Below are 26310 nucleotides of genomic sequence, written 5' to 3'. Positions count from 1 at the left end.
AATCGCACTATGAAAGAAATAGCAATTATAGGCCCTACAGCCAGTGGGAAAAGCGATATAGCCGTTGACATTGCGAGCAAATGCAATGCGTATATTCTTTCCGTTGATAGCCTCAGTGTATACAAAGAGATAGATATTGTGTCGGCTAAACCTTCAAAAGAGGAGTTACGGCAAATCAAACATTTTGGTATCGATGTAACCTATCCAAATGAACATTTCAGTGTGGAGCGATTTCTTCATCTTTATCAAGAAGCAAAAGAGCAGTGTAAAGAACATCAAAAAAATCTCATTATTGTAGGGGGAAGCAGTTTCTACCTCAAAACACTAATCACGGGAATCTCGCCATTTCCAAAGTTTTCACACACTGTTCAAAAAAAAGTATCGAAAATCCTCTGTGATGTAGACGAAGCATACAGGCTGCTACAAAAAATCGATCCTACTTTTGCAATGAAAATAACAGATAAAGACCGCTACAGAATAGAAAAAGGCTTGCTGCTCTATTTCCAAACAGGCTTGGCACCTAGCGACTATTTTCAAAAAAATCCTCCAAGATCTATCAATGAAAATATACAAATTTATGAAATAGCGATTGATAGGAAAACATTGAGAAAAAGAATAGAAGACAGAACAAAGAGGATGATACAAAAAGGGCTCATTGAAGAGATTTGCACACTTGAAAAAAAATATACCAGAGAGCCCAATGCTATGAAGGCTATAGGAATCAAAGAGACAATACACTATTTAGATGGGAAAATCAAAAATATCAAAGATCTAGAACATGCAATCTCAACACATACCGCACAGCTTGCTAAAAGACAACAAACATTCAACAAAACACAGTTTAAAAACAAAATTGCATTAACGTATGATGAACTAAAAAAGAAGATTTTGCAAGCAATGGCGGATTAAAATCCGCTGATGCTTACGTAATTGGTGATGAAGCCAAGAAGTGGCGATACAAAAATAAATGAGAAAATAGTCAAAACAGCAGAAATTCCCACTATCGTTTTGAGTGACAAAGATGCATTTTTAAAATAGACTGTCTGCTTGTCATTGATTGGCTCTCTCATGAACATATAGACAATAAGTTTAAGATAGTAGTATGCACTTATCGCACTATTGAGGGCCATAATGAGAGCAAGAACGATATATCCAGAATTAACTGCTGCACTCATAACGTACAGTTTTCCCCAAAAGAGACTGAATGGAGGGACTCCCGCAAGACTGAGCATAAAGATCGCCATGATTGTTGCAGCTACAGGCATAATCTGTACAAGACCGGAAAATTTTTCATAAGGGTGGTCAAATCGATCATGCCATATATTGGATTTGTGTCTTGAAATCCATAGCATTGTAAAAGCACCCAAGTTAGTGAACAAGAACATGATCCAATAAAGAAAAAGTGCACTGTTTGCCTGTGTGGTACCTATCATAATCGCTGCCATTACAAATCCGGCATGGCTAATGGAGCTGTAAGCCAGCATTCTTTTCACATCATGCTGCACAAGAGCAACGATATTGGCAAAGGTCATCGTAACCACAACGGCTAGATAGAGAATGTCTCTCACCCATGTAATGTCGCTGTGGATTAAGAATTCAAAAAGTCTCATGGCAACGACAAAGCCTGCTATTTTTGGCACGACAGACATATATCCAGCAAGTGCTGCACTTGCACCCTCATACACATCTGGTGTCCAGGTATGAAAAGGTACCATAGAGAGTTTAAAACCGAGTGCAGCTATCATAAATGATGTCGCAAGCAGGACAACCCATAGCGGTTCATAGCCTCTATCCGCAAGTACTTCGGCAATTTTATATATCTCAACACTTCCACTCAGACCATAGAAGAGTGCCGCACCAAATGCATAAAAACCGGCTGCTAAAGCACCCATTGTAAAATATTTGATAGCAGCTTCAAACGATTTTTCCCGGTTATGTAAAGCTATGAGTGTGTATAGAGATAGACTTGCAGTCTCAAGACCTATGAATATCAATATCAGATTATCCGTTGCGACCATAAACTGAAAACCTGCTACCATGAAAAGAAAAAGTGCGAAAAATTCAGGCAGACTAAATTCATGAAACCGTTTAGATGTAAGCGCCAACGGGATAAATAGCATAGAAGCAACGACGATGATGATTTGTGAAATGATAGCAATACCATCTACGAGCATTACATCAAAAAAGCCCCGTGTATTTATCTGTAGACCTACAATAGCACCAAGATCAAGTGCAAGAAAAAGGATGCATAACATTACATATAAAGATTTATGCAGATTCTCTTTAACCAAATCTACAATGAGTATCGCCAAACCACCAGCAATGGCTATTAGCATTGGGAAAAGGGTGGCAAGATTGAGTGATTCTAAACTTACTTTAATAGGCTCCATTATTTTGCCTCCAATTCAACTGTGTTGTGACTCAAAAGATCTTTAGCTTCTGGCGTTATCGCTTTTTTCTCCATCAGCTGAAGCATATTCTCTACACTTTTATTGATCGGTTTCAAAACGGGATTCGGGTTGACACCTAACCAGATTACGACAACAACCAAAGATACTAACGAAGTCAATTCTTTCCAATTCAAGTCAGGAAGATTTCTGTTTTTTTCATTTGTCAATGGACCGAAAAATGTCAACTTATATACTCTTAGCATATATGCTGCACCCAAGATGATAGAAAAACCTCCAAGAAAAGCCAATGCTGGAGAGACCTTATAAAATCCCATAAGACTCAAAAATTCTCCGACAAACCCTATTGTAAGTGGCAAACCTACTGAAGCCATGGTCATGATTCCAAAAATCAAAGCGTATTTTGGCATGACAGAGGCCAAACCACCGAATTCCGCAAGCTTTTTCGTATGTCGTCTATCGTAAATGTTTCCAACGAGCATAAACAGTGCCCCACTTACAATTCCATGACTTATCATCAAAAAGATAGACCCTGCTATACCCTCAACGTTCATGGCAAAAGTACCCAAGATAATAACACCCATATGAGAGATAGAACTGTATGCGATAACCTGTTTCATATCCTCCTGCGCATATGCTACCATTGCTGTATATATGACCATAATCACTGCAATTACGGCAATAGGAGTGATAAGGGCAATAGAGGCATCGGGAAATAGCGGAAGCGAGAGTCGTACAAAACCGTATGTACCCATTTTCAAAAGTACTGCAGCCAAAATAACAGAACCGATCGTCGGTGCCTGGCCATGTGCATAAGGAAGCCAAGTATGGAATGGGAACATAGGAACTTTGATTGCAAGACCTAGGAAAAATGCAAGGAAAAGCCATATTTGGTAATCATATGGAAGAATGAGTCTATGCCAATCAGGAATTGCAAAGCTTATTGTTCCCGTTGCAACATAATAGAGATATGCCATGAAAAGCATACCCACTAACATTATTAAAGAACCAAAAAATGTATATAGGAAAAATTTAATTGCCGCGTATACTCTAAGTTCGCTACCCCAATAACCTATGATGTAAAGCATCGGTACGAGAGAGAGTTCCCAGAAAATATAAAAAATGACTGCATCCAATGCAACGAAAACACCCACCATCGTCATCTCTAAAAAGAGAAGAGAGATGATCATATTCTTAACATTTTTTTCAATGGTAAGTGAAATCAATCCAATGAGGGTTATAAAAGTCGATAACACAATTAAAAATAGCGATATCCCATCAACACCTAGAAAGTAGTTGATGCCATATTCTGGTATTAGTGGCAATTGTTCAACAAATTGAAAACTTCCATTACTATAGTCATACATCAGCCATAAAACCAAAGAAAGAGCAAACTCAATAGCAGCAACAGTGATGCCGTATGCTCTTATATTGTCTTTTTTAACAATAAAGCCTAGCATACCAGCGAGTGCCGGGAAAAATACCAATAATGACAAAATATGATCCATAAACTCTCTCCTTACCGTACCGGACTATATATAATGATTAATACAAGAAGTATCAAAAGACCGATAACCATCCATCGAAGCATTTTGGAAAGGTTACCACTTTGTACGACACGCCCAGCAAAACCGGATTTGTAAATAATGTTGGCTATAAAATCGACAGTTGCATCTACAATACGCAGATCCAACTCTTTCCACGCTATGTTTGACAATATTTTGTATGGTTCGGTGAATAGTTTTTCATAAAGAACAGGGATATAGTACTGGTTGTACAGTAATTTATAAAAGAAGTTCTCTTTCCATTTTTCACTAAAACCACCATGACTATATTTGTAAACTGCAATACCAATACCTGTTAATGCTATTAAGGTCGTCAGTCCAATCAATGCCACTGTAACAATGCCGTGGGTATGAAAATGATATTCTGGCAAGAGTTTCGTAACAAACTCTTCAAATGAGTGTTCAAAGAATCCAGCAACTATCGCCAATATTGCCAATGGAGCCATAGCCGCCAACATGTACCAATGTGCTTCATGTGGATGAAAGCCATATTTTTTGTATCGCTCTTCACCAAAGAAAACAAGCATGATGAGTCGAAAGCTGTAAAAAGCAGTCATGCCTGCACCAGCCCAAAGCATAAACCATAGGATATAGTGGTGTGAGTCAAATGCTACTTCTAATATCTTGTCTTTTGAAAAGAATCCGGCAAATGGATAGATTCCAGCAAGGGCCAATGACGCTATTACCATCATAATCATTGTCCATTTCATCACTTTGCCAAGACCACCCATTTTAAAAATATTGAGTTCATCATCCATAGCATGCATAACGTTTCCAGCACCCAAGAAGAGCAATGCTTTGAAAAAAGCATGTGTCATAAGATGGAAAAGTGCAATCCAGTAAGCTCCAAGACCACCTGCAACAAACATATATCCAAGCTGTGAAAGGGTAGAATAAGCAATGATTCGTTTCAAATCAGTATTGACTAACGCCATGGATGCAGCAAATACTGCGACAAATGCGCCCAGGGTTGCAATATATAAACCAATATCTGGAATTTGCGAATATATAGGAAAAGCTCGTATAACAAGATATACACCTGCTGTAACCATTGTAGCTGCGTGGATGAGTGCTGAAACAGGTGTCGGGCCTTCCATCGCATCTGCAAGCCATGTATGAAGCGGGAACTGTGCAGATTTTCCCATGGCACCAATGAAAAGGAAAATACCCATCATGGTAATAACGGCTATATCGAGAAGGTCAACGTGTGCAAACACAACATCGTATTGCAACGAACCAATGTGCCAGTAGATGATAAAGAGACCGATGAGCATTCCAAGGTCTGCTATTCTGTTCATGATGAATGCTTCATTAGCAGCCCAAGATGGACTGATAGACGGGTTGACATCTCTTGTTTCATCCTTCTTGTGGTACCAAAAACCAATAAGCAGCCATGAGCAAAGACCTACACCTTCCCATCCTATGAAAAGACCGGCAAAATTGTCGCTCATGACAAGAACAAGCATTGAAAAAACGAAAGCACTCAAGTAACTGAAAAATCTGTTAAAGCCGCTATCATGTTCCATATAACCGATAGAATAGATATGAACGAGGGTTGATACAAGGGTAACAGTAACCATCATAATAGCCGATACCTGATCGACGACAAAGCCAAACGGTATATTGAGCGAGCCTGTTGTTATCCAGTCAAAGAGCGTAACATGGACAGGCTCTTCTGTTGCAGCCACATGAAAAAGCAGTAACACTGAAGCGATAAACGAAATCGCGAGCAGCGTTGATGTGATAATTCCCGTTATCAGTTTTTTTGGCTGCATACCAAATAACCCTGCAAAGAGCGATCCAACCAGTGGGGAAAATAGTGCTATATATACGTATTTTTCCATGCTCATCCCTTACCCATTCATAGATTGGAGGCTGTCGAGATCGATAGTGCCTCTACGTTTGTACCATATAATCAAAAGTCCAAGACCAACTGCCACTTCACTAGCCGCAATGGCTATAATGAAAAATGCGAAAAGTTGGCCTGTTAAGTCCCCATAATATTTCGAAAATGCAGCTAATGCAATGTTTACAGCATTGAGTGCAATTTCTGTCGCAAAAAAGAGCATTAATAGATTTTTTCTTCGTAAAATACCTACAAGCGCTATACTAAACAGTATGGCAGACAATATGAGATAATGTGTCAACGTAATCATTTGCCAGCCTTTTCTTCTATTTCTTGATCAATTTTCAAAGTTATACTCTCATCCATACGTTTGCTTGCCAATATGATACCTGCAATCATCGCTACCAACAGCATCACAGCAGCCAATTCGAATGGAACGAGATATTTTGTAAAGAGTACGATACCCACTGCTTCAGCGTTGCCAACTTCATCACTAACAGGATAAAGAGCTTGCACTTTATCAGAGACAATTGGCGTCAAAAGAATAATGACAAGTAGAAGTGCCACCATTCCAGAGAGGAAGAATACGATTTTTTTGGACGGATTCTTTTCTTTTACATCCTTTGTTGTATCCATAAACATCATTGCAAAAGCATACAGAGCCATCACAGCCCCACCATATACAATTATCTGGACAACACCCAGAAAGTCCGCATCCAAAAGAAAAAAGAACGCTGAAATAAACACCATACCTGCGGCTAATGCACTCATAGAGTACAGAGCGTTCTTGCTCATTACAGTCACTGCGAACATAAAAATAGTCAGTGCTGCGAAAAGATAGAATGCAATTGCTTCAACCATCGCTATACCTTTTAATACGCTAATGGCGTTTTTTTGATTAGTTTGTCTGCTGCCGGTGTAGGCGCACCAAATCCCGGAAACTCTTTTTGCTCTTTCAATTTGTCAAGTGGTGTGAGCATATCCTCTTTCAATGCAAAATGTGCTCTTTGCTCACTTGCATTCTCATAATCTTGACCGTGAACGATAGCAAGCTCTGGACATACTTCCGCGCAATATCCGCAAAAAATACATCGGCCAAAATTGATCGTATATTCTGTTGGGATTTTTCTTCCATTTTCATCAACTTTGGTATCGATCCGAATACAGTTGGATATACAGATCTTTTCACATAGACCACAGCCGATACAGCGCTCATTTCCACTCTCAAGAAGCCGGAGCAGTTTATGAACTGCACGATATCTCGGTCCTATGGGAAGTTTCTCTTTTGGATACTGAATTGTATGGATATTAAATCGAATCATTTCCAACAGTGTAATTCTCAAACCAACGAAAAGTTCAAGTTTCACACTTCTTTTCAGAACTCTTTTGAATTTTTCCCATGGTGTCTTTGGATATGGCTCTATTTTCACTTTATAGTAGTTTTGTGATCCATATCTATTTGTAAACTGTTCTAACCCGCTCATAATTCCCCCTTAGATACTCATCACAATGCCGGTAATCACAACATTGATCACTGCTAGCGGCATCAAAACTTTCCAGCAGAGCCACATCAATTGATCCGGTCGCACATGTGGCCAAGATGCTCTTGTCCACAAGAAAAGAAAGAAAAAGAAAAAGACTTTGATCAAAATTGCGATTGCGCCTGGAATAAATCCCCAATCGTTAAATCCGCCAAGAAAAATGAGACTAACCAAAAATCCTATCGTGAACATGTTTGCATATTCACCAATAAAAAACATCCCCCATCGCATACCGCTGTACTCTGTAGCATACCCTGAGATCACTTCCGCTTCATGTTCGAGTAAATCAAACGGCGTTCTGTTTGTCTCCGCATATCCCGCAATCAAGAAAAGCACAAATGCAAGAGGCTGTTTCCAAATAAGCCAATTTCCCATGCCTCCTGCCTGGTAATTGTTAAAATCTACCAACGAGATGGATCCTACTATCATCACTGGTGCCAATACAGAAAGTCCGGTTACAACTTCATAGCTTAAAAACTGGATTGCAGTCCGGGCAGCACCGAGTAACGCCCATTTGTTTCCGGAAGACATACCGGCTAGAAGTGGTCCATACAGCCCTGCAGCCATAACACCTAAAACAAAGAGTAACCCAACATTGATGTCAGAAATGATCGGTTTAACAGTATATCCGCCGATTGTAAATTCTGGAAACATCGGAATCGCCGCCATAGCGATAAAAGCAGTAGCAGCCGTAATGACAGGAGCTATCATAAAAACAGGTCGAACCGCTCCTTGCGGTATAAAATCCTCTTTTGTAAAGAGCTTGATACCATCGGCAAGAACCTGCAGTAAACCGTATGGTCCAACGTGCATCGGACCAAGACGACGCTGCATAAATGCAAGCACTTTTCTTTCCACATAGGTACCAAATCCAGCTAGTGCTGAAAAGAGTCCCAGTACGATCAGTATCTTAATGATGGTTGCTATTACAAACGCTGCATCCATGTCACACCTTTTGAATTTGTACTTCGCTAAATCGATATCCCGCAAATAGCGGTGATATATCAATGTTCTTATCAAATGTGCCTATATAGGCTCCCGATCCAATTTTGTCGTCAAGGGCAACTTCTACTGTAATATTAGTATCATCTTTTTGAATGTTTACTTTATCGCCCTCTTGAAGGCCCAATTCATTCAAAAATGTTTCACTTGCATACAGTTTTGCACTCTCTGTCAACTGATGTGCTTTGTTGGTGAAAGGGCTAAACTGCAATACAGGCTCGCAGCGATAGATCACTGTACCATTGAATTCAGGCAGTTCAGCTATCGGCTCTACGTTCTTCCTTGACAGATTCACTCTCTGTGGCTCGATCACGTATCCTCGCCGCTCGCTTCCATCATTCAAAAACTCGTTTGGCAGATCGTCAAACTCTATTGGTTGATACCCTTTCTCTTGTGGCAGCTCTTTTGTAAATTCGATGGTATACTCTTTATCGCTCACCTCAAGAGCTCTTGCAATGTCATTCAGTACATAACCCTCATATGGCAATGCCACGTTTGTCGGTACTACCCGTCTATCGATATTGGTAAAAGTCCCCTCTTGCTGATTGAGAGCCGGCATATCCAAATCGCCGTCACCCAAAGCACTCAGTGTAAAGTTCCCTTTCGTGTTGTACCCTATACTGTATGCACCGCCCTCATCATCCAAATCGCATATGAGCGCAACGCCGAGACTGTTCGTCTTAGGTGGTATGATCATCACATCAAACTCTGTGAATCGATCGATCAACCCAGCCAATCGCGCTATATTCTCCGCTCTCGGATGCCCGTACAAATCCTCCCCGAGAATCAGTGTGAATTTTTCAGCTTTCGATAGTACTTTACCTAGTTTGTCCATCAGGTCTTCAGACGCATCTAGCATCTCATAAAGTTTGCTTACCTGATACTCAACCTCTTTTTTAACCTTTTTGGGGACCTCTTTCTCCACTTTCTTCTCGACTTTTTTCTCTTCGCCCGTTTTTTCGTCAACAACTGTTTCTTCTACAATTTCCACTACTTTTTCTTTGATGGTCTCTTCTACCTCTTTGGTTTTCGTAACGATCAATGAGTCAAGATACTCTTTCACATATTTTGGTAATTTCTCTTTATCTGCAAACTCTTGCAAAATGAGATAGAGCGCAGCTTCCTCTTTCAAAGGTTTATGATAAACAGGAACAACAGTTTTGCCAAGAGATTCAATGACAGGATCTTTTATTGGGTGGAAATAGATCCCTCCGCCTTTGTTCATTTTCACAGCATTGTTAAATGCAAATCGCACTCTTGGATTGTCACTTTTCAGCGCTGTCCCTATAGAAACTACAAATTGACTGTGATGCACTGTTTTCACATCCGCTGTTGGTAGAGATTTTCCACTATATTGGCTGAAGTTGTCTAAAAACTGTTTATACTGCTTAGCATCTTCATTGATAAGCTTGTAACCAAATTTCTCTTTCAGTTTTTGGAGGATCAACGCCTCTTCATTGGTGATATAGGAAGTAAATCGAATGGTATCCGCTTTCTTGAAAGCTTTTAAAGCCTTTTCAAATGCTTTTTCGTCTTTTGTGGCTTTGTTCTCAAAATCGAATCCGAACCGTCCTGCACCACAGAGTGGCTGATAATGGAACTCATTTGTGACACGATAGATTTTTGGTTCTGGGTTTTCGATGGAGGTATGTTTTGTTTCATAGTACATGTGGCACGTAGCACTACAATGTGCACAGGCCGCTGGAATTTTCGTAAGTTCCCAAGAGTTGGTTGTATAGTGATAATCTTCACTAACAAGTGCTCCAACCGGACAAACACTGATACACTCACCACACCAAGTACAATCGAGCTCTTCGCCTGTTACCGCTCCGATAATCGATTTTTGAAGCTTGTTCCACATGGCATAGGCATCTTTTGGCATCTCGTCTTTCCACTCTTTGCCAAGTTTGTCCCCGCCTCTTGGAACGGTTTTGAGTGCCGCGTCGCCTATCATATCTTTACATACAGTTACACAACGTTCACAAACGATACAAAGTGAAGAGTCATAATGGATAAAATTCCATTTTTTGACAGGTCTATAGGTGTCTCGAATGGCGTAGTGCTGCTCATCCACTTTCATCTCTAATGTGTAGTTTTGCAACTCGCATTCGCCACTTTGATCACATACGCCACACTCCAGCGGGTGGTTCACATCATACACTTCCATTATGGCGCGGCGCTCTTTGAGAATATTTTCCGTAACGGTAACGATATTCATGCCATCTTTGGCTTTGGCGTTACATGCATAAACCTGTTTACCGTCAGCTTCTACGAGGCATAGCCTACATGCCAATGTTGGAGAGCAACTTGTTAGGTAACAGATGGCAGGGATAAAGATACCATTGGCCCTGGCAACATTGAGAACATACTCACCTGCTACGGTTTCACACTCTTTTCCATCTATCGTAATCTTAATCTTTTCACTCATGATCCGCTCTCTTTGTGATTTTTACTCGTTCATATCTGTAGGATGACTGCATATCAAAAAACTCTATCCCCATATCACTTACTCCTAATAAGGCAACAGTGCCCTTTAGTTTAGGATCGATACGAAACGTTTTTGCTATTGCACCAAATTTTGTTTGAACAACAACTTTATCGCCATCACTAAGTTTGGCAGCTATGGAAAACTGCTCTGATCCAATAAGATCACAGGACCAGTTGAGCTGATGTGCTTTGTTGGTGAAAGGGCTAAACTGCAATACAGGCTCGCAGCGATAGATCACTGTACCATTGAATTCAGGCAGTTCAGCTATCGGCTCTACGTTCTTCCTTGACAGATTCACTCTCTGTGGCTCGATCACGTATCCTCGCCGCTCGCTTCCATCATTCAAAAACTCGTTTGGCAGATCGTCAAACTCTATTGGTTGATACCCTTTCTCTTGTGGCAGCTCTTTTGTAAATTCGATGGTATACTCTTTATCGCTCACCTCAAGAGCTCTTGCAATGTCATTCAGTACATAACCCTCATATGGCAATGCCACGTTTGTCGGTACTACCCGTCTATCGATATTGGTAAAAGTCCCCTCTTGCTGATTGAGAGCCGGCATATCCAAATCGCCGTCACCCAAAGCACTCAGTGTAAAGTTCCCTTTCGTGTTGTACCCTATACTGTATGCACCGCCCTCATCATCCAAATCGCATATGAGCGCAACGCCGAGACTGTTCGTCTTAGGTGGTATGATCATCACATCAAACTCTGTGAATCGATCGATCAACCCAGCCAATCGCGCTATATTCTCCGCTCTCGGATGCCCGTACAAATCCTCCCCGAGAATCAGTGTGAATCTATCTTCTTTAAGTCTTTTTTTGCGGTTGAGTTTCGCTAAGATATCTTCGATCTCCTCTTCACCAACACTCGATTCTGCGCTCAAATAGCCCATATCCAGTTCATCAAACCATTTTTGATCGATTTGAGATTTTCTCTCTTCATCAAGCAGAGCATCAAGCAGCATACCCATGACAGCTTCTTCGCTTCCAACTTCATATTTGACAAATTTTGTCACGATAGGCTTGAGAAGATCGTCTTCCACTGGATGCATATTGATGATCTGGGCATTTCTTTGTTTATGTGCTACCGTGAACGCATAGCGTACAGCAGGATTGTCTGAAGAAGCAAAACTTCCAAGCAATATGATAAAGTCGCTTTTCTCTATTGTTTTTAAATCAGCTCCATAGAGATTTTTCCCGCTATAAGCAGCATAGTTTTGTAAAAATTTTTGGTAGTTTCTTGCTTCATTATTGATAAGCTTATAACCAAATTTCTCTTTCAGTTTTTGGAGGATCAACGCCTCTTCATTGGTGATATAGGAAGTAAATCGAATGGTATCCGCTTTCTTGAAAGCTTCTAAAGCCTTTTCAAATGCTTTTTCGTCTTTTGTGGCTTTGTTCTCAAAATCGAATCCAAATCGACCCGCCCCACAAAGGGTTTCAAACTCAAAATCGTTTTTGACTCGGTAAATTTTTGGTTCTGGATTTTCGATGGAGCTGTGTTTTGTTTCATAGAAAAGATGACACGCTGCACTACAGTGTGCACAAGCTGCCGGGATTCTTTGGAGCTCCCAAGCATTGGAGGTATATTTGAAATCGCTGCTTATCAGTGCGCCCACTGGACAGACAGCGATGCACTCTCCACAGAATGTACAATCGAGTGTCTCGGCATTTTTAGGAACAATTTTCGATTTATATCCGCCATATTCTATTTCAATAGCGTCATCTCCGATCACCTCGTTGCACACATGGACGCACTTTTCACACAAGATACAAAGGCTAGGATCATACTGGATATAGTTCCATTTTTGAATGGGCCTGTATTGGTCTTTAGCCGTAAACTCTTGCGTATCGACTCCAAACTCCAACGTTTTGTTCTGAAGATCGCACTCGCCACTTTTATCGCATACGCCACACTCCAGCGGGTGGTTTACGTCATAGAGGCGCATTATATTTTGTCTATGTTTGTAAAGCTCTTCAGAATTTGTTCTAACTTCGATATCTGGAACAACTGGAGTCTGGCAACTGAGAACAAACCCATCAACACCTTCTACTTCGACCACACAGAGTCTGCATGATTCGATAGGTTTCACTTTTGTCAGATAGCACATCGTTGGTATGTAGATTCCTTCTCTTCTTGCTACCTGTAAAATCGTCTCACCCTTTTGGGCAGTAACCGTTCTTCCATCTATAGTAAACTTAACCATGCTCTACCTTTACACCGCTACCATAGCGATATAGTAACATCGCATACACCGCTCTGCCTCTGCAATGGCCTGTTCCTGTGTGAATCCGAGATTGACTTCCAGTTGCGTATGTTTACGCTCTTCGACGGTAAGCTTCTCACTCACTTGGCGCGGAAGACCTGGCATCCAACCCGTCACTTTCTCTTTCTTATCATAGACTTTCAAAGCTCTTAAATGATCTTCCATAATCTCTTCATCAGTAAGCGTTACTTCACCTGTTTGCACATAACGGCTGATGACACTAGCTGCGCGTTTAGCCTGTCCTACAGCATTTACGATAGTCATCGGTCCATATTCACAGTCCCCTGCAGCAAAAACGCCTTTTTTTGAACTCATATAGGTTTTGCCGTCTGTTTTGATAGTTCCCCAGCTTGTCAGTTCTATCTCCCACTCTTCAGGCAGGTGCGAGAGATCTGCGCTTTGACTTACTGCAGGCACTAAGTAATCACATTCAATTGTAAAGTCTGCACCCTCTATCTTTTTGAGCTGTGGCCGCCCGCCGTTTGGATCAGGTATCAGTTCAAATCGATTGACTTTCAATGCTTTCAAGTTGTCATTCTCGTCGGTAATAATCTCTTCGACAGCAGAGTAGAAGATAAACTCCACGCCCTCTTCCACCGCTTCATGGTACTCTTCATAGGTAGTATTTCGAATGATTGTAGCTTCATCCCTACGATAGAGCATGATCACTTTTTTCGCATTGGCCCGTACGGCACACCGAACCACGTCCATTGAGGTAAAACCTCCCCCAACACAAACAAGGGTTTTTCCTGTTAAATCGACATAATCTGTTTTCAAGTGCTGTTTTTCTTGGATCTCTTTTGGTACCGGGATTCCATATTTGACATAAAGGTTGATACAATCAAGGAAATTGATCGCCGGCCAATACCCTTTGATCTCTTCTCGCTCATTCTTTGCGCGAACTTTTTTGGAAATTCTTGTTCCTGTTGCCACCAAAATAGCGTCATACTCTTTTTCAAACTTTCGCATGTCATCAGCCGTCACCCGTTTACCCGTGATAAATCGAACGCCTTCAAGAGATGCAACCGCTTCGATATCTTTATTGTATTTTTCTACAGGCATTCGATACTGAGGAACACCTACGGCCACTTCCCCACCAAGTACCGGAAGCTCTTCATACACATCGCAAGCAACCCCATCGAGGGCCAGATAATAGGCTCCTGCAAGACCTGCAGGACCGGCTCCGATAATGGCCACTTTTTTGCCATTGAGCGGTTTTTGTTTCTTTGGATGGAGCCAGAAGAGTCCGTGATCATCTTCAAAATCGGCACCTATTCGCTTTAACTCCATAATGGAGATCGGCTCATCCAGATTGGCCCTTCTACACTCATCTTCACAAGGATGTGGACAGACACGGCCACAGGTATGAGCAAGTGGCATCGTTTTTCTTGTAGCCATTAAACTATCGTCATATCGTAGATCTCGTACACCTTCTATATAGGCAGGAATATCCACATGACTTGGACATGCATCCATACAAGGGGCCGTCACTTTTGCAATATAGCTGATTTCAGGGTTGTTGTAGTATTTGGAAGCTCTTTTATTTTGAATCAGATCATCGATCTCGTCAGAAAAATGCTCCAATATATCAAGAAGCGGTTTCGGAACGGTACGACCTATCTCACATTTGCTGGTCTCCATCATCGTTTTGGAGACCTCTTTGAGGTGCTCTACGTCACTTTTTTCACCTTCGCCTCTGGCAATCTTGTCAAATAGATCGTAAAGAATCCGTCCTCCCCATCTTCCTGGAGCACATCTTCCACATGCTTCCGAATAAACCTGGTACTGCTTGGCATATTCCGTCGCAAGCTTTACCACATCTACATCGTCACTCATAAGCGCAATACCGGCCCAACCGATAAAGGCTTTTGAGTCAATGTCGGTATTGTACTGGACTGGAAAGTTGAAAGCGGACTCTGCCCACTCCTCTTTCGGTTTTCCCCGATTGTCAATAAATTCATCTTTCCATGTCGAAAAATATACTTTACTCACAGGATCTTCCCCCTATTTTTTTCGTACAACTATTGTCCAGTCCACTTCATTGAACTTGAGTGAATTGAGAAGCTCATGCCCAGCTTCTTTGATAACATCGGCACTTTTTTGTACTGCTTCAAAGTTTTCTTTGCCATTCACCACTACCTCAAACAAGAAAATGGCTACTTCGCCACTTTTGACCTCTTTGTCTAAAAGCTCTAACATCCGGTCGTAAAAGTTTTCATGCAGATGTCTTAGATCATATCGTACCATTGTCCCCTCTTTCTTATCTATCGATCTCACCAAATACGATATTGGTTGAACCAATAATCGTTACAACGTCTGCGAGATAGTGTCCCGGCAGTAGGTCTTGCAAAATACCAGTATGCCAAAAGCTTGGCGCTCTGATTTTAAGTCTGTATGGATACGGTTCTCCTTCACTTCGGATAAAGAATCCAAGCTCACCTTTTGGCGATTCTGTTGGAACATAGACTTCACCGACAGGAGGTCTCATTCCTTGCGTTACCAGTACGAAGTGCTGCATCAAAGAGTAGTTTTGTGTCATGATGTCTTCTTTGTGCGCACTGATATATTCAGGCGCGTGCGCCATGAGTTGTGGTTCAGTCTCTTTATACATTGGAATCAACTGTCTAATAATTCGAATGGACTGTCGCATCTCTTCCATATACAAGAGATACCGGCCATAACTGTCACACCGGTCACTTACCGGAATATCAAAATCGACTTCGTCATAGAGCTCATACGGTTCCTCTTTTCGAATATCGTACTCGATGCCACTCCCTCGTAGCATAATTCCGCTACATGCCCACTGCTTTGCCATCTCTGGTGGAATCACACCCACCTCTTCAAGACGCATTCTCCAGATCCGGTTTTCTGTCAAAAGTCCTTCATAAAGTTTGATCTGATCAGGAAGATTGTTCAAATAGACATTGAGCCTATCAAGCCAGCCCTCTGGAAGATCTAACGGCACGCCACCGATTCGAACAGAGCTGTGGGTCAATCTTGCCCCACAGTAATCCTCGATCAAATCCATCGCATACTCACGCTCCCTAAAACAGTACAAAAAGACACTCATCGCACCAACATCCAGAGCGTGTGTCGCTAGCCAGAAAAGGTGAGAAATGATTCGGTTGAGCTCAAGTAAAATCATTCGAATCACTTTTGCTCTTCGAGGTACTTTATCTTCGATACCCAGCAGTCGTTCAACTGCCAAAGCAAAAGCGTAGTTGTTGGATGTAGCCGCTATATAGTCCATACGGTCCGTTGTGGGCAAAAACTCGTTATAGATCATGTTTTCACCCATCTTCTCCATACCCCGGTGCAGATATCCGATATCAGGGACCGCCTTTGTGATCTGTTCTCCATCCATTTCAAGAATGAGTCTGAGCTGACCGTGAGCAGATGGGTGCTGTGGTCCGAAGTTGACCACCATCTTGTTATCATCACGCTCAAAAACAAGGTTTTCAAAATATGGCTCTAATCTGTTTCTTTGTTGCATTGTTGGCCCTTATCTTGTTTTATCTACAATTTTTGCTTTTTTGAGATCGAATGTCTCCACCAAAGGTGCATCTTCGTTGAAACTCTCTATACGCTCTGGCTCGCTATTTGGATCAGCGCATCGTGGCACTTCATGATAGATTCTTGCGAAGTTACAAGTATCAGTAGTGCTCACATATGCAGCATCTCTTTGCTCTGGTCCTATGATATCTCGATACTCTTTTCCAAAGATTTTATCCACTTCATACCATTGTGCCGCCTCATCTCCATGGAGCGGATAGGTTTTTCTCAGAGGATATCCCACCCAGTCTTCAGGCATCAAAATTCGTTTGAGATATGGATGGTTGTTAACCTTGATACCGAACATATCATACATCTCTCGTTCACTCCAATCCGCACTTCTAAACAAAGGCTCGACACTCTCTATCGCCTCATCCTCTTTAATGCGACACTTTACCCGTACTCTCTTTCTCTTGCTCAATGCAAGCAGCTGATAAAAAATCTCGAATTCACCGTCTTTTGCCAAATAATCAATGGCACTCATTTCAGAAAGTACGTCATACCCACAATTCTCTTTGAGGTGTTTGAGTGTTGCCACATTGTCCTTGGCATCAATAATGATAACCATCTGGCCTCGTTCGATATAGGCATCTTTTACATCGATATACTCTTTCAAACTCTCTAGATCTGCTTTGAAGACCTCATCTTCCACCGGCTCATGCGGAACTCTTGGAGCCACCCAGAATCGGTCGGTATAGTAGGATTTTTTCTGTACATTGTCTTTTGGTCTGTATGGTCTCATCACACCAACCTTTTTGGTTTTTGTTTTTGAAAAATAGATCGTTTACGAAGTTTTTTTTGCAATAGCATCACGGCATACTGGAGCGTCTCTGGACGTGGTGCACATCCAGGAAGATAGATATCCACAGGAATCACTCTATCTACACCTTGAACCGTTGCATAAGTATTGAACATCCCCCCAGTATTGGCACAACTTCCCATGGAGATAACCCATTTTGGTTCTGCCATTTGATCATAGAGTCTTCTGATAAACTCGGCATGTTTTTTTGTAAGCGTCCCAGCAACGATCATCACGTCAGATTGCCTTGGACTTGCACGAAAGATCACACCAAATCGGTCAAAGTCGTAGCGGCTCGCACCACTTGCCATCATTTCGATAGCACAGCATGCTAGTCCATATGTTAAAACCCAAAGAGAGTTGGTTCGTCCCCAGTTGACCAGTTTGTCCACCGTGGTAAGTGCGACAGGCAACCCTGCGTTCGATGCATAATTTACTTGATGCTGTGCCATTCCAATGCTCCTTTCTTCCAAGCGTAAATAAATCCTATTGCAAGTAGCAATATAAATAGAATCATCTCTGCAAAACCGAACCATCCAAGTACTTTAAAGTCCACTGCCCATGGAAACATAAAAATAATCTCAACATCAAAAAGGATAAAAAGCAATGCGATAAGATAAAACTGTGCCGAGATTCTGTTGGGCTGCTTATCCGGTTCGGGTCCACACTCATAAATGGCTACTTTCAATTTTTCCGTATCAAGCCTTGCAAGATGCCGACTTACAAATCTGGCTGCCGCCGTGGTTGCAATAAAAGCGACTGCGGTAATTACGAATAACAAAAACGCACCAAAATAGGGATGCGCCACATTCATATGACTCATCATCGAATTCTCCTTAATTTTTTGGCAATTTCGCCCAGACTATCTACTTGCAAGTGTAACAAAAAAGGTTTTAAAAGAGTTTAACCTCTATTTTCAAAAAGAAAAGTTAATTCGCTCTGTTTCCGAATGTTACAAGGCTATTTTAAAAACCCCAGAGATTTCTCGTCTCCAAAGGCACTCACCTTCTCTTTTTCGATCTCTTCGACAAAGTCTTTTAAAGTAAAAATAGGTTCCTCTTTAATGGCAACCTTATAGGCTGTATTTTTGATAATGAGATTGATCTGCCCGCCTGTCAATTCGTAAGAGGCCAATTTTTCCACATCAAACCCCTTTTCAAATTCTGCATTTTTAGGAAGCATCATCTCCCAAAGGCGGACTCTCTCTTTGAAATTTGGCTTTTTAAACTCGATTTTATAGTTGAATCGTCTAGAAAAAGCTGGATCGATCGTCTCAAGAAGATTGGTGGTAGCAATAAGTACCCCTTCAAAATTTTCGATCTGCTCCAAAAAGATATTTTGCATCTGGTTGTGCATCTTGTCTGCACTGCTTCCCGGTCCTTGTGTTCTGGCACTCAAAAATTGGTCAGCTTCATTGAGTAAAAGGACCGGTTCCGTTTTGGCTTTGGAACTTAGTTCTTTGTAGGTGTCAAAAATTTTACGAACATTCTTTTCACTCTCACCAACATACATTGATAATATTTTTGAGCAGTCAAAACTAAGTACCTGTTTCTTGAGAGACTTTGCCAACGAAAGGGCCGTCAGCGTTTTTCCAGTTCCTGGAGGTCCGTAAAAAATGATTCTGGCATCGATCCCTTTTCGTTTTGGTTTGATTCCCCACTTTTTAAGTCTTTCTGCTACACGCTTATCCATTTGATTTAAAAGACTATCGAGCGTTTTTCTTGTTTGGGGATGCAAAACTACATCATCCAACGTCGTTTTTGGTTCGATCAGTTCAAAAATATCTTGATCTTTGATCAAATTTTGAAGCTTCATCTTTTTATTTCGTTTCTTATCCGGATGGATGATACGCTGCATTACATCTTCAACGATGAAAAAGCTTCGTGAAAGACCGCCAAAAGGAGTCAAAATCTCATCGTAATCAATGAGTCCCGATGAAACAAGCTTGGAGCTCTCTTCCAAAAGCGTTCTGTTTTCGATTCTTTCATATTCGTTGAAACTGATCAGATCAATAAGTGCATTCATCTCCCGAAGTCCGCCTTCTGTTCCGGCATACTCCTCTTTCAAAAGAGCCAGAAATATGATCCGCTCTTTTGGTGAGAGTTCATACTCTTTAAAAAGTTCCTCTACAACGATTTCGTTTTTGGTAACCTGCAATCGCTCCTGGATTCTCGTTTCTAAAAGATTGATCTTGTTTTTCAAACGGTTGATTGTCGGAGCGTCCGTACTGTAGTTTTGTCTTGCCTGGACAATCTTTTGATAGAGTTCTATTCGAAAGAATTGATCTTGAAAATAGTCCAAATGATCATTGTAGGGCTTGATGTCAGGTAAAGCAAGCTCTACATTTCCCTCTTCAAGCAGTCTCAAAAAAGGTACACTCAGGGCTACATCGGTATGCAGTAGCTCCAGTTTCGTATAGTCGTTGCTTTTGAGCGCTCCAAAGCCGCCTTGCACAAGCCAACCAAGATCGAACAGCTTCTTGATGAGACCCAGTTTTTCTAAGTAGACATAGCTATCTTCTCCATAGAGTTCGCTCAAAAGATCATAAACATTAACTTCATCAACGCCGCTAATATATTTTTTGGTTAGAAGCTGCAAAATTTTCGCCTCTTCTGCACTGCATTTGAGATGAGGAAAAATCTTGCTTTTTTCTACCTTCTTTGTTTCAATAAAATCACGCAATAGTTCCATTCTCACTCCACAAAAGAATAGAGAAGTTCAATCTCTTTATCCCATATAGTATCATCAATAGTTTCCAAAATCAAAGGAATATCATCAAGCCTTGGATCGTTCATGATAAAGCGAAAAGCATCCAAACCTATCTCCCCCTTACCGAGTGAATGATGCCTATCCACACGAGAAGCAAATTTGGCTTTGGAGTCATTGATATGCATTCCTTTGAGATACTCAAATCCTACAATCTCATCAAAGGCTTGCATCGTTTTATCGTACGCCTCTTTCGTCCTGATATCGTATCCAGCAGCAAACATATGTGCCGTATCGAGGCATACTCCTACTCTGGACTTGTCAATCGATTTATCGATCAAATAGCGCAGATGCTCAAACTTGTATCCAAGATTACTTCCCTGACCTGCCGTGTTTTCGATCACTAACGTCACTCCGCTGCTTTGACGTAAAGTCTCGTTCATCGCATCGGCAATCCTATCCAGACACTCCTCTTCACTGATCTTTTTTAAATGGCTGCCTGGGTGAAAGTTGAGTTTATCCAGTCCCAACTGTTCACATCTACGAACCTCATCTAAAAAAGCTTCCAAACTTTTTTGCCGTTTCTCCTCTTCTGGATGACCAAGATTGATCAAATAACTGTCATGAGGCAGAATATGCTTTTTCTCGATCCCGCAACACTCCAAATGTTCATTAAACTTTTCAATGTTTTCTTTGCTCAGCGGTTTTGCTTTCCATTGACGCTGGTTTTTCGTAAAGAGAGCAAAAGCTTTTGCCCCAATTGCTTGCGCATTTTTTGGTGCATTCTCCACACCACCGCTTGCACTTACATGTGCTCCTACATATTTAGCCATTGAGCTTCCTTATTTTGACCAAAATTTTGTTTTTTTTGTCTTTAAAATAGATCTCATTCAAATTGAAGCGGTAGATTATATCAAAGTTTTCATTGGCAATTCGCTGCTCAAATCCTCTCTTGGTTCGATGGAGATTTGCACCATGGAAAAGAGGTTTGCCCATGAAAAGATTATAGATGAGCTTTTGCGGATATGATGGATGAAGGAATCGCCTATTAAAACTCTTGTATGAAAGGCATCCATTGTTTTCAATGCAAACATTTTTACCCAATCGCATCTTCAACACAGGTACCCCGGTACTGTAAACAGAAAGCTCCACTTTAGAACCACTAAATTGCAAAAAACCTGTTCCTATAAACTTTAAACTTTTTGTTTTCCAAACAACTGCAACTGTTTCACTTTTTTGTATCTGTTTTACAGCGCATCCACTCAAAAGAAAAAGCATCGCAACAATCAAAAGTTTCCTCATATGACCTCTATGATATAATTTGTAATTAAAAGAGATGGAGTACCCTTGAGTAATCTTGAATTTTTCTTCTATCTTTTCGTCTATGGAGCCATTCTAACATATCTCGTGTTAGGCTTCATTATCAGTTTTGAATCGATGCTGGCTCTCTATGGCGTCCAGAGTGCCATCAGATGGATTCGAGAGTGGCACTCACCTCAAACTTATAAAACGATGCTCATCATTTTCTTACCGATGCTGCAACTTGCCTATCTTTTTTTGGAAATCATTCCCCATCTCATCGGTCTCAATAACCATATACAATCTTTTGATTTAGACAAAATCTACTTGAGCGTCTTTCCCAAGGAATGTTCATGACCCTATCCATCATCGGCCTTGGCTACGTAGGCTTACCACTAGCTGTGGAGTTTGGCAAAAAGTATGAAACGATCGGATTTGATATCAACGCAAACAGGATTGAAGAATTAAAAAAGGGAATCGATAGAACACTCGAAGTGAATGAAAAAGAACTCAAAGAAGCAAAAAATCTCTCCTTCACAACTTCTATCGAAGATATCAAAAAAGCAAACATCTATATCGTTACCGTCCCAACACCCATCGATACACACAAAAATCCAGACCTCACTCCTCTTGTCATGGCTTCAAGAACTGTTGGAAGAGTCCTTAAAAAAGGGGATATCGTTATCTATGAAAGCACCGTCTTTCCAGGATGTACCGAAGAGGTATGCGTTCCTGAACTGGAACGTGAAAGTGGACTTACATTTAATAAAGACTTTTTCTGTGGCTACTCTCCCGAACGCATCAATCCAGGAGATAAAGAGCATCGTCTACCAAATATCAAAAAAGTAACAAGCGGCAGTACTCCAGAGATTGCACAAAAAGTGGATGCACTCTATAAAAGTATTATCACAGCTGGCACTCATCTAGCACCAAGCATCAAAGTAGCAGAGGCTGCAAAAGTGATAGAAAATGCCCAAAGAGATATCAATATAGGTTTTGTCAATGAACTGGCACTCATCTTCGATAAACTAAATATCGATACACTCGATGTCTTAGAGGCCGCAGGAACCAAATGGAATTTCTTGCCATTTCGGCCAGGTCTTGTGGGAGGACACTGTATTGGAGTAGATCCATACTATTTGGCCTATAAAGCAAAAGAGGTGGGATATCATCCACAAATCATCTTGGCTGGTCGAAGAACCAATGATGAGATGGGTGTCTTTGTAGCCAATAAGGTGGTGAAACTGCTTATCCATAAAGGGCATAAAGTCAAAGGAAGCAAAGCGTTAGTACTTGGTATCACTTTTAAAGAGAACTGTCCGGATATCAGAAATAGTAGAGTTATTGACGTCATCAACGAACTCCAAGATTTTGGAATCCATGTAGATGTATATGATCCATGGGCGGATAAAGAAGAAGTAGAGCATGAGTATGGCATAGAGCTTTTGGAAAAAAGTCCAGAGTTTAACGACTATGATGCTATCATTTTAGCCGTGGCTCACAATCAATTCAAGCAGCTTGATTTTTCAAAGAGGCCTGAATCGTGTGTGGTCTATGATATTAAGGGTGTACTGCCAAAAGAGGTGGTGGATAAAAGGCTTTAGTCACATACCTGCTCTATAAATCTCTTCATCTTTTCATAATGGCTTCCATGCCAATAGATCCGTCCACATGTTGGACAGATCCAAAACTGGGTATAGTATCTTTTCACTTTTGGAGGCAATCTATCAAGAATCTTCCCTTTTTCGATAGGCTCTAAAGGGATGTTGTCCACAAGACATCTGCTAAATGGTTTGCATTTTAGATTTGAGCATCTTTGCAAAACCTCTTTGATCTGGGCTTCAAGATCTTTTTCTGTGATCAAAAGGCATCGCTTTTTGTCTCTTTCGCAAAGTCTTTTGTCTTTTGAGAGAATCAGACGTTTTTGTTCTTTGGCAATATGAAGTAGCTCATTATCTTCTATATGATTAAAATAGAGTGTGTCAAATCCAAGAAGTCTTAGATATTTGGCAAGTTTTGCCAGATGCACATCGGCTACAAATCCCCGACAATCCACGCTTTTCCTTTTTTCGCATACGCTTTTGCATCCACCGATACAAAACGGTAGCTCTCTATCAATACCTCATCCTTTTGATCAAAAACAATTGCAGTGAGTCTATTTCCATACACGGCTCCCGTATCGATCCCAAAGCTGAAACGATCTACTCTTGGAGTCAAAAAGGGCTGATGCCCATAGACGATATATCCAAACCGACCATCATACAAACTGCTCCACCAAAAATGTTTTTTGGGTTCACTCTTATCAAGCACGACAAAATTACCTTTTTCATCAAGATATCGAACCCGCATCACTTTGGCAGCCTCTTTTTTATCAAGCGCATACAGATTGGTCGAGGGAAGTACGCCTGCATGAATGATGGTGAGTCTCTTTTTTTGGATAAAAAGAGGAAATGATTGTAAAAACAAAAAATCCTCTCGTTCCATCGAACGATACACTTCGAGCTCTTTTTGCGACAGATGCATAGGATTTGGCTTTGATGTAGTTATGCGTTCCATTTCATGGTGATGGTATCGTAACAATTTATCCTCATGATTACCCCGGACACACCGGATATTTTTTTCCTTCACATACCGAAGCGTTTCTAAAGAGTAGGGTCCTTTATTGATCACATCTCCCACACAATACTCTTCATCTTCTTCAGTAATACTTAACATTTCTCTCAGCTTACACAACTCATCCAAGCACCCGTGAATATCCCCATAAACAATGAGCCGACTCATACGATACGCTCCACGCTACCTACCACTTTCCCAACCACCTGTACTTCATCACCTTGCACCACTTCTACAGGATAGCTTGGATTATCCGATATCATCTCTAGTTTCCCGTCAAGTCTGAGGCGAACCCGTTTTACAAAAAGACCCATGAGAGTAGAAAGTAGAAATATTCCACCTTTTTTTACATCCAATTCACTTCTATCCACAAAAAGGATGCTTCCATCCTTGAGTGTCGGCTCCATAGAATCACCAAGAAGATGGATCGCTTCGATATGTTTTAAAGCTCCTCTACCTCCAAGCATCTGAACAATCTCTTCATCGATATAGAGCTTTTGTGAGACAAGCTCATAATTCAATGCCCCTCCTCCTGCACTCGCGCCCACCTCTTTAAAATAGTGTACATACGCAAACTTTTGGGTATTTTCTTGCAAAGATTCCGGATCTTGGTCATATAAAAGCCAGTTGATACTGATCTTTCGTTTGGCACAAAAATCCAATATCTCAGGTAACGGAAGCTTTTTTCTTTTTTTGAGTATACTCAAATGTTCCGGTGTGATACCCAGTGCAGCTGCCACATCCTTGTCATACACTTTTTTCCCATCAATCTCTTTTGATAGGACATCTTTGATCCGTTCTATCACCTCTTCTACTTTTAGCATGAAAACTCCGGTTAACAAATTGTTAATTATTCTAAAAAGCTTTTAAACAATTGTTAATATTTTAACAAAACAACCTACAAAACTGAAGCAATAGCTATTCTACAAAAGGAGAGACCATGAAAATCCATATCGATATCGATGCTTTTTTTATATCGGCTGAAAGACTTAAAAAACCATCCCTTCGCAACATCCCGGCAGCTGTGGGAGGTAGAGGAGATCCTTTTATATTTGATTCGAAAAATCAGCACAAAATGGATCTTTTGCAAAAACATCAAGGTGCTTTCGTACCTTCCATCTTTTACGATGCCGATATGGAGTTTGATGAGTATTTCAAGGATGGAGGAAAAATCAGAGGGATCATCATCACATCAAGTTATGAAGCTAGAAGATATGGTGTAAAAACTGGAATGAGTGTCAAAGAGGCTTTGCAACTTTGTCCTCATCTTAAAGTCGTTCCTCCTAATCATCTCTATTACCACAAACTCTCAAAAGCGCTTCACAATCTTTTACAAAAAGAGATACCTGTTGTCGAGCAGTTCAGTATCGATGAATTTTTTGGTGATTTGGATGGATACATCGAGGATGAGTACACAGAAACTTTTATCCATCACTTACAGATCCTCATCAAAGATAAGTTAGGGCTCCCGGTATCCATAGGTGCGGCAAAAAGCAAATGGACAGCAAAACTTGCCACAAGCTACGCAAAACCACATGGCATAAAAGTAGTTGAGGATGTAGAGGGATTCATTCAAAATATTCCATTAGAAAAATTTCCTGGTATCGGTCGAGGATACTTCAAAAGACTGAAGCGATACGGCATCCAAACCCTCGGTGAGACAAAATATATCAAAGATATCTTTTATAGCTGGAAAAAACCAGGTATTACGCTTTATAAAAGAATATGGGGAGAAGACAATGAATCTCTTCATCCAAAAATACCAAGAAAATCGGTAGGCATCTCAAGAACCATCAATCCCATAAGCGACAGAAAAGAACTAAAAAGACGGGTCATCGTACTTGCAAGACATTTGAGTGATTCTGTAGCAAAAGAGCGTTTCAATCCTACCCAATATTTTCTTTCACTCAAATATGATACCGGCTACAAAAGTAAAGCACACATCATTGATGAAACCACTTTTAGTGAAGCGAAATGCAAACGAATCGCTCTTGAACTTTTTGAGCAAGCGGATAAATATCCGACAGCATCAGTTACAAGAATCGCTCTTCGCTGTTTACGCTTTAAAAAGTTTAGCTCCTATGAACTACTCAATTGGAAAAAAGATAAAAAGTTTACAAAGCTCTTGCAACAAAGTCGAAAGGTGCGTCAAAAGTATGGAATGGATTTGATCAAATGGGGAGTGGAATTAATGTAGTGGCGGCAAAGCCGCCTTTGTGGAG

25 protein-coding genes are annotated in these 26310 nt (G+C 40.9%); 4 read left to right on the top strand and 21 right to left on the bottom strand.

Going from position 1 to position 26310, the window contains the following annotated elements; all coding sequences use genetic code 11:
- Window positions 1–9: 9 nt before the first annotated feature.
- Window positions 10–909, top strand: coding sequence for a tRNA (adenosine(37)-N6)-dimethylallyltransferase MiaA (gene miaA / locus NIS_RS01655; RefSeq protein WP_012081680.1), 900 nt, complete (start codon window positions 10–12; stop codon window positions 907–909).
- Here the strand turns inward: miaA and nuoN are convergent.
- The 18 genes from nuoN to NIS_RS01565 all read right to left on the bottom strand — a co-directional run bounded on the left by nuoN (window position 906) and on the right by NIS_RS01565 (window position 21478).
- Window positions 906–2393, bottom strand: a complete 1488-nt coding sequence (gene nuoN / locus NIS_RS01650) for an NADH-quinone oxidoreductase subunit NuoN (RefSeq protein WP_041353957.1) — start codon at window positions 2391–2393, stop codon at window positions 906–908. The two genes, miaA and nuoN, sit on opposite strands and share 4 nt — an antisense overlap.
- Window positions 2390–3916, bottom strand: a complete 1527-nt coding sequence (locus NIS_RS01645) for an NADH-quinone oxidoreductase subunit M (protein WP_012081678.1) — start codon at window positions 3914–3916, stop codon at window positions 2390–2392. Before NIS_RS01645 ends, nuoN begins: the two co-directional genes overlap by 4 nt.
- Before the next feature lie 11 nt (window positions 3917–3927).
- Window positions 3928–5817: an NADH-quinone oxidoreductase subunit L gene (nuoL, locus tag NIS_RS01640; protein WP_041353956.1), complete on the bottom strand. Its 1890-nt coding sequence runs from the start codon at window positions 5815–5817 to the stop codon at window positions 3928–3930.
- Between the two features lie 9 nt (window positions 5818–5826).
- Entirely contained in the window at window positions 5827–6129 is a 303-nt protein-coding gene (gene nuoK, locus NIS_RS01635; protein WP_012081676.1) for an NADH-quinone oxidoreductase subunit NuoK, read from the bottom strand.
- Window positions 6126–6680 (bottom strand): NADH-quinone oxidoreductase subunit J, encoded by a 555-nt coding sequence (locus tag NIS_RS01630; RefSeq protein WP_012081675.1) that lies wholly within the window; start codon window positions 6678–6680, stop codon window positions 6126–6128. Before NIS_RS01630 ends, nuoK begins: the two co-directional genes overlap by 4 nt.
- A gap of 11 nt (window positions 6681–6691) precedes the next feature.
- Window positions 6692–7303 carry an NADH-quinone oxidoreductase subunit NuoI gene (gene nuoI / locus NIS_RS01625; RefSeq protein WP_012081674.1) on the bottom strand — a complete coding sequence of 204 codons (612 nt, stop codon included), beginning with the start codon at window positions 7301–7303 and terminating at the stop codon, window positions 6692–6694.
- 9 nt (window positions 7304–7312) lie between these two features.
- Window positions 7313–8305 (bottom strand): NADH-quinone oxidoreductase subunit NuoH, encoded by a 993-nt coding sequence (gene nuoH / locus NIS_RS01620; protein ID WP_012081673.1) that lies wholly within the window; start codon window positions 8303–8305, stop codon window positions 7313–7315.
- A gap of 1 nt (window position 8306) precedes the next feature.
- Window positions 8307–10790 carry an NADH-quinone oxidoreductase subunit G gene (locus NIS_RS01615; RefSeq protein WP_012081672.1) on the bottom strand — a complete coding sequence of 828 codons (2484 nt, stop codon included), beginning with the start codon at window positions 10788–10790 and terminating at the stop codon, window positions 8307–8309.
- Complete coding sequence (locus tag NIS_RS01610; RefSeq protein ID WP_012081671.1) at window positions 10783–13059, bottom strand: NADH-quinone oxidoreductase subunit G; 2277 nt, start codon at window positions 13057–13059, stop codon at window positions 10783–10785. Before NIS_RS01610 ends, NIS_RS01615 begins: the two co-directional genes overlap by 8 nt.
- A 9-nt stretch (window positions 13060–13068) precedes the next feature.
- Window positions 13069–15111, bottom strand: coding sequence for an FAD-dependent oxidoreductase (locus NIS_RS01605; RefSeq protein ID WP_012081670.1), 2043 nt, complete (start codon window positions 15109–15111; stop codon window positions 13069–13071).
- Window positions 15112–15123: 12 nt separating this feature from the next.
- Window positions 15124–15366 (bottom strand): NADH-ubiquinone oxidoreductase subunit E family protein, encoded by a 243-nt coding sequence (locus NIS_RS01600; protein ID WP_012081669.1) that lies wholly within the window; start codon window positions 15364–15366, stop codon window positions 15124–15126.
- 13 nt (window positions 15367–15379) lie between these two features.
- A complete protein-coding gene (gene nuoD / locus NIS_RS01595) occupies window positions 15380–16612 on the bottom strand; it encodes an NADH dehydrogenase (quinone) subunit D (RefSeq protein WP_012081668.1) in 1233 nt (410 codons plus the stop codon).
- Window positions 16613–16621: 9 nt separating this feature from the next.
- Window positions 16622–17413, bottom strand: coding sequence for an NADH-quinone oxidoreductase subunit C (locus NIS_RS01590; protein WP_012081667.1), 792 nt, complete (start codon window positions 17411–17413; stop codon window positions 16622–16624).
- Complete coding sequence (locus tag NIS_RS01585; protein WP_012081666.1) at window positions 17413–17922, bottom strand: NuoB/complex I 20 kDa subunit family protein; 510 nt, start codon at window positions 17920–17922, stop codon at window positions 17413–17415. Before NIS_RS01585 ends, NIS_RS01590 begins: the two co-directional genes overlap by 1 nt.
- Window positions 17904–18293, bottom strand: a complete 390-nt coding sequence (locus NIS_RS01580; protein ID WP_041354120.1) for an NAD(P)H-quinone oxidoreductase subunit 3 — start codon at window positions 18291–18293, stop codon at window positions 17904–17906. Before NIS_RS01580 ends, NIS_RS01585 begins: the two co-directional genes overlap by 19 nt.
- A gap of 137 nt (window positions 18294–18430) precedes the next feature.
- Window positions 18431–20161, bottom strand: coding sequence for an AAA family ATPase (locus NIS_RS01575; protein WP_012081664.1), 1731 nt, complete (start codon window positions 20159–20161; stop codon window positions 18431–18433).
- Between the two features lie 2 nt (window positions 20162–20163).
- Window positions 20164–21009 carry a deoxyribonuclease IV gene (gene nfo, locus NIS_RS01570; protein ID WP_012081663.1) on the bottom strand — a complete coding sequence of 282 codons (846 nt, stop codon included), beginning with the start codon at window positions 21007–21009 and terminating at the stop codon, window positions 20164–20166.
- A complete protein-coding gene (locus tag NIS_RS01565; protein ID WP_012081662.1) occupies window positions 21002–21478 on the bottom strand; it encodes a hypothetical protein in 477 nt (158 codons plus the stop codon). Before NIS_RS01565 ends, nfo begins: the two co-directional genes overlap by 8 nt.
- A 45-nt stretch (window positions 21479–21523) precedes the next feature.
- On the opposite strand from NIS_RS01565, the gene NIS_RS01560 reads away from it, so the two are divergent.
- Together NIS_RS01560 and tviB are read left to right on the top strand one after the other, a co-directional pair.
- On the top strand, window positions 21524–21832 hold the full coding sequence (locus tag NIS_RS01560) for a hypothetical protein (protein WP_012081661.1): 309 nt from the start codon (window positions 21524–21526) through the stop codon (window positions 21830–21832).
- Window positions 21823–23079, top strand: a complete 1257-nt coding sequence (tviB, locus tag NIS_RS01555) for a Vi polysaccharide biosynthesis UDP-N-acetylglucosamine C-6 dehydrogenase TviB (RefSeq protein WP_148164055.1) — start codon at window positions 21823–21825, stop codon at window positions 23077–23079. Before NIS_RS01560 ends, tviB begins: the two co-directional genes overlap by 10 nt.
- Here the strand turns inward: tviB and NIS_RS01550 are convergent.
- Genes NIS_RS01550 through NIS_RS01540 form a run of 3 tightly spaced genes read right to left on the bottom strand, consistent with a single transcriptional unit; the run spans window position 23076 to window position 24912 of the window.
- Window positions 23076–23531, bottom strand: coding sequence for a Mut7-C RNAse domain-containing protein (locus tag NIS_RS01550; protein ID WP_012081659.1), 456 nt, complete (start codon window positions 23529–23531; stop codon window positions 23076–23078). The genes tviB and NIS_RS01550 overlap by 4 nt on opposite strands.
- Window positions 23510–24256: a metallophosphoesterase gene (locus tag NIS_RS01545; RefSeq protein ID WP_012081658.1), complete on the bottom strand. Its 747-nt coding sequence runs from the start codon at window positions 24254–24256 to the stop codon at window positions 23510–23512. Before NIS_RS01545 ends, NIS_RS01550 begins: the two co-directional genes overlap by 22 nt.
- Window positions 24253–24912, bottom strand: coding sequence for a S24 family peptidase (locus NIS_RS01540; protein ID WP_012081657.1), 660 nt, complete (start codon window positions 24910–24912; stop codon window positions 24253–24255). Before NIS_RS01540 ends, NIS_RS01545 begins: the two co-directional genes overlap by 4 nt.
- A gap of 116 nt (window positions 24913–25028) precedes the next feature.
- On the opposite strand from NIS_RS01540, the gene NIS_RS01535 reads away from it, so the two are divergent.
- Complete coding sequence (locus NIS_RS01535; RefSeq protein ID WP_012081656.1) at window positions 25029–26285, top strand: DNA polymerase Y family protein; 1257 nt, start codon at window positions 25029–25031, stop codon at window positions 26283–26285.
- Window positions 26286–26310 lie beyond the last annotated feature (25 nt).

It is taken from the genome of Nitratiruptor sp. SB155-2 (assembly GCF_000010325.1).
Lineage (GTDB): Bacteria > Campylobacterota > Campylobacteria > Campylobacterales > Nitratiruptoraceae > Nitratiruptor.
The sequence above is the reverse complement of the archived record's forward strand: the minus strand, read 5'-3'. Positions and strand labels throughout refer to the sequence as shown.